Raw genomic sequence first — 6,694 nt, forward strand, 5'->3', positions numbered from 1 at the left:
CAATTGCATAATTAGTATAAGAAACACGAAAAATCGGTTCTGTTTCAGCCAAGCGGCGGCGTTGGAAGGCCGCGTTTGGCATAGAAGGCATCGACGAAGGCGGCCAATGTACCTTGTTGAATAGCCTCGCGCAAACCAGCCATAAGCAGCTGGTAATGCCGCAAATTGTGGATCGTATTGAGCATGCTCCCCAACATTTCGCCGCACTTGTCCAGGTGATGCAGATAAGCGCGGGAGAAGTTCTTGCAGGTGTAGCAGTCACAGGTCGGATCCAGCGGCGAATCGTCATGGCGATGGAACGCATTACGAATCTTCAGGACACCGGTATCGATGAACAGATGGCCGTTGCGGGCATTGCGGGTCGGCATCACGCAATCGAACATGTCGACTCCGCGGCGCACACCCTCAACCAGATCTTCGGGCTTGCCTACCCCCATAAGGTAACGAGGTTTGTCTGCTGGCATCTGGCCCGGCAGATAATCCAGCACCTTGATCATCTCGTGCTTGGGCTCGCCCACCGACAGACCGCCAATGGCCAGGCCGTCGAAACCGATCTGATCCAGCCCTTCGAGCGAGCGCATGCGCAGGTTTTCATGCATGCCACCCTGCACGATGCCGAACAGCGCTGCCGTGCTCTCGCCATGAGCGACTTTCGAGCGCTTGGCCCAACGCAGCGACAGCTCCATGGAAACACGTGCGACGTCTTCATCGGCCGGATACGGCGTGCATTCGTCGAAGATCATCACGATGTCCGAGCCCAGATCACGCTGGACCTGCATCGACTCTTCCGGCCCCATGAACACCTTGGCGCCATCGACCGGAGAAGCGAAGGTCACGCCCTCCTCCTTGATCTTGCGCATGGCGCCCAGGCTGAACACCTGGAAACCACCGGAGTCGGTCAGGATCGGCCCTTTCCACTGCATGAAATCGTGCAGGTCGCCATGGCCCTTGATGACCTCGGTGCCCGGACGCAGCCACAGGTGGAAAGTGTTACCCAGAATGATCTGCGCGCCGGTGGCCTCGATATCCCGAGGCAGCATGCCCTTGACCGTGCCATAAGTGCCCACCGGCATGAACGCCGGGGTTTCCACCACGCCACGAGGAAAGGTCAGGCGACCGCGACGAGCCTTGCCATCGGTGGCCAGCAGCTCGAAAGACATACGACAGGTGCGACTCATGCTTGATCCTCTGAGGCCGATTCCTGCGGAGCAGTCGGCGCGGGATTGCGGGTGATGAACATCGCATCACCGTAACTGAAGAAGCGGTACCCATGCTCGATGGCCGCCTTGTAGGCCGCCATGGTTTCGGGATAACCGGCGAACGCCGAAACCAGCATCAACAGCGTGGATTCAGGCAAATGGAAATTGGTCACCAGGGCATCGACCACATGAAACGGCCGCCCCGGATAGATGAAGATATCGGTGTCGCCGCTGAACGGCTTCAACACGCCATCACGCGCGGCACTCTCCAGCGAGCGCACGCTGGTGGTCCCGACCGCAATCACCCGCCCGCCCCGCGCACGACACGCGGCCACGGCATCGACGACTTCCTGGCTGACTTCCAGCCATTCGTTATGCATGTGGTGATCTTCGATCCGATCTACCCGCACCGGCTGAAAGGTGCCAGCGCCCACGTGCAGCGTCACGAAAGCCGTCTCGACGCCCTTGGCGGCAATCGCCTCCAGCAGTGGCTCATCGAAATGCAGACCCGCCGTCGGCGCAGCCACCGCACCGGCGCGCTGGGCATAGACCGTCTGATAACGCTCGCGGTCAGCGCCTTCGTCCGGGCGATCTATATAAGGAGGCAACGGCATATGCCCGACGCGGTCGAGCAGCGGCAGCACCTCTTCGGCAAAACGCAGCTCGAACAGCGTGTCGTGACGCGCCACCATCTCGGCCTCGCCACCGCCATCGATCAGAATCGACGAGCCCGGCTTGGGCGACTTGCTCGACCGCACATGCGCCAGCACCCGATGACTGTCCAGCACCCGCTCAACCAGAATCTCCAGCTTGCCGCCGGACGCCTTCTGCCCGAACAGACGTGCGGGAATCACACGGGTGTTGTTGAAGATCATCAGATCGCCAGAGCGCAAATGCTCAAGCAAATCAGTGAATTGACGATGCGCCAGCGCGCCGCTCACCCCGTCCAGGGTCAACAGACGACTACTGCGCCGCTCGGCCAGCGGGTGGCGAGCAATCAGGGAATCAGGAAGATCGAAGGTAAAGTCAGCAACGCGCATGATGGTGTTCGATAAGCAGGGCCGGGGAGTTTATCCGGTTTGGAAGGATTAGTAAAAAACCTGCAAAAATCCTTGTTGACCAACGGTATGCGCATCCCTATACTTCGCCGCCATTGAGCCCTGATGGCGGAATTGGTAGACGCGGCGGATTCAAAATCCGTTTTCGAAAGGAGTGGGAGTTCGAGTCTCCCTCGGGGCACCAAATAGCAAGACACCCAAGCGGTTGCAGAGCTTGGGTTTGAAAGAAACCGGCCAGTTGAGCCGGTTTTTTTGTGCCTGGATTTTGTTGGTTGCTGAGCCTGGAGCCCGCTTACAGGCGACAACTATCGTCGTGCCAATGAAAGAAAGTAGCTACCTGAGTAGGAGCGAATTCATTCGCGAGACGGCATTCCAGACAATACATATTCCTTGAATGTACCGACCTCTCCCTCCGACATTGCAAATCCCGATGCCGATCATTTGAGGCACACGCAAGCTTGTAGAAGGCAGCTTGCTGGCGAAAAAGGCCTTGAAACCGACAGATATTCTGCGTCTGTACGTGAAGTCGCCAGCAAGCTGCCTCCCACAAAGCGATCTATGACCTCAACTGATCGGCATTACTCCTAGATTGCCGATGCCAAGCCACGATTTAACTACCCCTTTTCTGACCCTCTTTTTTCTAGCCCTCTCAGGCTTCTTTAAAATCAATAACTTACGGAAGCCTAAGAAAAAAGGGTCAAACAGTGTTGGGCACGTGATTTCTCTTTAAAAACGGAGGGTTATAAGGCAAGGTGTCTACTTCACTGCCGTATAGGCAGCTTAGAAATCCGCAAACGAAAGTTTTTCGCCGAGATAGTCCTTCACTGCCGTATAGGCAGCTTAGAAAAGAAGGCGAATCGGCGTGCGCGCTGTAGGCGGCTTCACTGCCGTATAGGCAGCTTAGAAATATCGCGACACTGATGTTTGCGTGACCGTTCGCTTCACTGCCGTATAGGCAGCTTAGAAAAGTGTCCATGGGCTGTCTGATGAATCTGGTAACTTCACTGCCGTATAGGCAGCTTAGAAAGAAAATCGCCAGGGTCCCCGGCCCTCTGGGGACTTCACTGCCGTATAGGCAGCTTAGAAAGTTCGATTTACACCAAAGAGTGTGCGAATGCTCTTCACTGCCGTATAGGCAGCTTAGAAAGCCCTGCCCTTGTTGCGAGTCGCCTTGTGGACCTTCACTGCCGTATAGGCAGCTTAGAAATGTACGAAATGATCGAGTGGGCCGTTGAAAACCTTCACTGCCGTATAGGCAGCTTAGAAATTTCCGAACTCGGGGAGCAATCCGGCGAGATTCTTCACTGCCGTATAGGCAGCTTAGAAAATATGTTGATGTGGCACGACCAGCCCGCGTGTCTTCACTGCCGTATAGGCAGCTTAGAAATTGGTGTCAGGGTCGCGATCTGAAGCGCCCCACTTCACTGCCGTGTAGGCAGCTTAGAAACAGCTCCGAATCACCGCCAGGCGCTCGTGCGATCTTCACTGCCGTGTAGGCAGCTTAGAAAAGGCCGAGGCCGCAGAACGGCACAGGAAGCGCCTTCACTGCCGTGTAGGCAGCCCAGAAACCTCCTACATGTATGACCAGCAGCATCCAGATGGTTATTCGGTGACGCCCTTCCCGGATAAATCCGGTCCCACAGAAAGCGCAGTATCAGGGTCCGGTGAACATTGCTTTCATCGGACCCATTGCCTATATTCCCGCTCGGCGCTATCCACGCCTCCATCCGCGGAAAGGGCTGCGCCCAGGATCTTGCCTCTCGCATTCGTCACTACGACTCCCGACCTTCAAGCGGACAAGGTTTGTGCAAGGAGATCGTATGTCTACTCGTTCTGCGTCATTGTCCAATGACGGTCGTATCAACCTTGAGCAGCAGCGCAAGCGGGCCAAGGAGCTTTTGCAGCGTATGAAAAATGGCGCTGCGCCTGATGAGCTTTCGCTGATTTCACGTAATCATTCCTCCGCGCCTGTGACGCTGTCCGATGCTCAGTGGCTGATCGCCCGGGAGTTGGGTTTCAGCAGTTGGCCCAAGCTCAAGGCGCATGTGGATGCGGTGGATTTTGCGGCGCGGCATCCGGATTTCGAGGCGAGTGATGAGGCGCGGACGGTGCATTGGCGTTGCGACAATGACATTGCGCACAGCCTGCAACTGGCGGGTTTCAAGGGTTCATTTCGGATGCTGGCGGACCCGCTGTGCATGGGGCCGGTTCAGGATTTGCCTGCCGAGGCGTACAAGGCGCTTCGCGGTCAGTTCATCAGCGATGCTTTCGGGATTGATGTAGCCGATGCTGAGCGACGACTCGACGATGAATACTCGAACCTTACGCAGTTGAGCGACGCCGACCATAGTGTGCTGTGGTGCGAAGCGGATGCTTATGACCAGCTTTTCCTGATCCGGGCGCTGGCGGGGCTTGAGCGTCTGCCGCGCAAGCTTGAGCTGATTGAGGTGGATCATGTACCCGGCGTTCAGCGTTTTATCGGTATCGGGCAACTGGCTCCCGATGTGCTTGCCTGGCTTTGGCCGCAGCGCAGGCTGATCGATGAGGACGCGCTGCTGTTGGCGCGTCAGGCGTGGCTGGCTTATTGCGATTCATCTCCCGTCGCGTTGGCGAAACTGGCTCATGAACCGAACGCCGCCCTGCCCTTTATCGCGCCGGCGCTGTTGCGGCAATTGCAGGAGTTGCCGGGTATTCGCGATGGTTTGTCGCTCACTGAGCGTCTGGCTTTGCAGTATGTGGACGAAGCTGGGCCGGTGGCATGCGGCAGGGTTTTCGCCGAACTGATGGCCAAACGCGAACCGCTGCCGTTTCTTGGGGATTTGATGTTTCACGCGATGATGCGACCGCTGATCGATACTCCGCGCCCTTTGCTGATCGAGTCGGAGGTTCATCTGGAATGGCCTCGGCGTCTGTTGACGATTACGCCATTGGGCAAGCAGGTTTTGAGGGGTGAAGCATATTGGCTGGAGCATGCTGCTCATGAGCGTTGGGTCGGTGGTGTCTGCATACGTCCTGGGCAGTCTCATTGGGTGATTGATGAGCAGCTATTGCCGGTTTGGCGTGAACAGGTGGCTGGCTTCTCTGAATGAGCAGTGATTGAAACAGGCATCGAACGGCCAGCAGTTGCCACGTCTCGCAGTGCGCGTTAGTCTCCGCGCCGTTCGCTGCAAAATCAGCGGCCGGGTTTGGCGACCCGATGGTAAATGTAGCAACAGCATTCCTAATTACGGTGGGAAGCATTTTTTTGCGCCTGTCGTTCCGTGTTATGGCGGCTGTGTGCGGGAGACCTTCGGGTCTGCCGGGTTTACCTTTTACCTCGGTTCGCCAACCTGCACACAGCTGCCACCCATCTCGTTTGGCGACGACATGGCCCAGCTCTACGGTAAAAGGAATCGGACCATGTACCCCCTCAATCCCTCTGCGCCCTGCACAGAACAATTTGAAGCCCTCGTTTTCAACCGCCATCACCGCGCATTGCGTGCCGTCGTGTGTGACGCTCAGGCATGGTTTTGTCTGGCAGACCTTGCGCGCCTGATGGGCAAGAAGCTGGACGAACGCGCCACGCTCAAGCTCGACCCGGATCAACGTCGCACCGCCTGGCTGCAAGCTCATGGCCGCTGGGAAAAGTGCGTGCTGCTCAGTGAGTCTGGTGTGTTTGCGATGCTGGTTCACCATTACATCCCCGAAAACCGCGCCCTGCGTCACTGGCTGACTCATGACGTATTGCCGGTTTTGCATCAGCAACATGCTGTCACGGGCGATCAACCGTGTCTGAATCAGATGCAATGGTTCGGCAATGCCCTGAGCGTATTGCAATGGCGTAACGAATCATGGATTCGGTTTCGGGATATGCCGCATGTGGTGATGGAGGTCCCGCCGCAGCCCAGGCAAGGAATGTGGCGCAAGGTTTGGGGCGCGTTTGGTAGCTGAACTGATACAGGCCTTCACGATCAACGGCTTTTGCCTTCACTGCCTTATAGGCAGTGAAGTCGATTGCCGGACGGCGACATTCATCCGGTGATTTTCTGAGCTGCCTATACGGCAGTGAAAGCGCTGGGAAGAATTTGCAGCAGTTGCTGCTGTTTCTGAGCTGCCTACACGGCAGTGAAGCGACATACCAGAGCTTGCCGATTTGCTCGCCTTTTCTGAGCTGCCTATACGGCAGTGAAGCAGGTGCAAAACACGCTAACGCCTGAGCAGATTTTCTGAGCTGCCTATACGGCAGTGAAGCTCATGTTCTGGATGCTGCCTTTGGGGTGCTTTTTCTGAGCTGCCTATACGGCAGTGAAGCGCCTCAGCCATGAACAATTCCAGGTCGTGATTTTCTGAGCTGCCTATACGGCAGTGAAGGCTGCACAGTGATCGCCATCGACTTTTCTCCATTTCTGAGCTGCCTATACGGCAGTGAAGACTTCTACGGCGGCCACCATCGATTCT

Annotated in this window: 4 protein-coding genes, 1 tRNA gene and 2 CRISPR repeat arrays; of the genes, 3 read left to right on the top strand and 2 right to left on the bottom strand. The window is 56.7% G+C overall.

Annotated features, from left to right (window positions below):
* Positions 1–44: 44 nt before the first annotated feature.
* Positions 45–1,160, bottom strand: a complete 1,116-nt coding sequence (gene tgt, locus ACODS3_RS26270; protein WP_095067087.1) for a tRNA guanosine(34) transglycosylase Tgt — start codon at positions 1,158–1,160, stop codon at positions 45–47.
* Positions 1,161–1,174: 14 nt separating this feature from the next.
* Positions 1,175–2,239: a tRNA preQ1(34) S-adenosylmethionine ribosyltransferase-isomerase QueA gene (gene queA, locus ACODS3_RS26275; protein WP_221600723.1), complete on the bottom strand. Its 1,065-nt coding sequence runs from the start codon at positions 2,237–2,239 to the stop codon at positions 1,175–1,177.
* Between the two features lie 117 nt (positions 2,240–2,356).
* Here queA and ACODS3_RS26280 point away from each other — a divergent pair.
* From ACODS3_RS26280 to ACODS3_RS26290, 3 genes are all read left to right on the top strand, one after another.
* Positions 2,357–2,441, top strand: a tRNA-Leu gene (locus tag ACODS3_RS26280).
* A 575-nt stretch (positions 2,442–3,016) separates the two neighbouring features.
* Positions 3,017–3,825: a CRISPR direct-repeat array (repeat unit 28 nt; unit sequence CTTCACTGCCGTATAGGCAGCTTAGAAA).
* 252 nt (positions 3,826–4,077) lie between these two features.
* A complete protein-coding gene (locus ACODS3_RS26285; protein ID WP_489036968.1) occupies positions 4,078–5,346 on the top strand; it encodes a DUF1835 domain-containing protein in 1,269 nt (422 codons plus the stop codon).
* A 310-nt stretch (positions 5,347–5,656) separates the two neighbouring features.
* The gene (locus ACODS3_RS26290) at positions 5,657–6,187 is read left to right on the top strand and encodes a BRO-N domain-containing protein (protein WP_201005900.1); all 531 of its coding nucleotides are present in this window, start codon (positions 5,657–5,659) and stop codon (positions 6,185–6,187) included.
* Between the two features lie 91 nt (positions 6,188–6,278).
* A CRISPR array of direct repeats spans positions 6,279–6,668; the repeat unit is 30 nt; unit sequence TTTTCTGAGCTGCCTATACGGCAGTGAAGC.
* Positions 6,669–6,694 lie beyond the last annotated feature (26 nt).

The organism is Pseudomonas sp. FG43 (genome assembly GCF_057809175.1).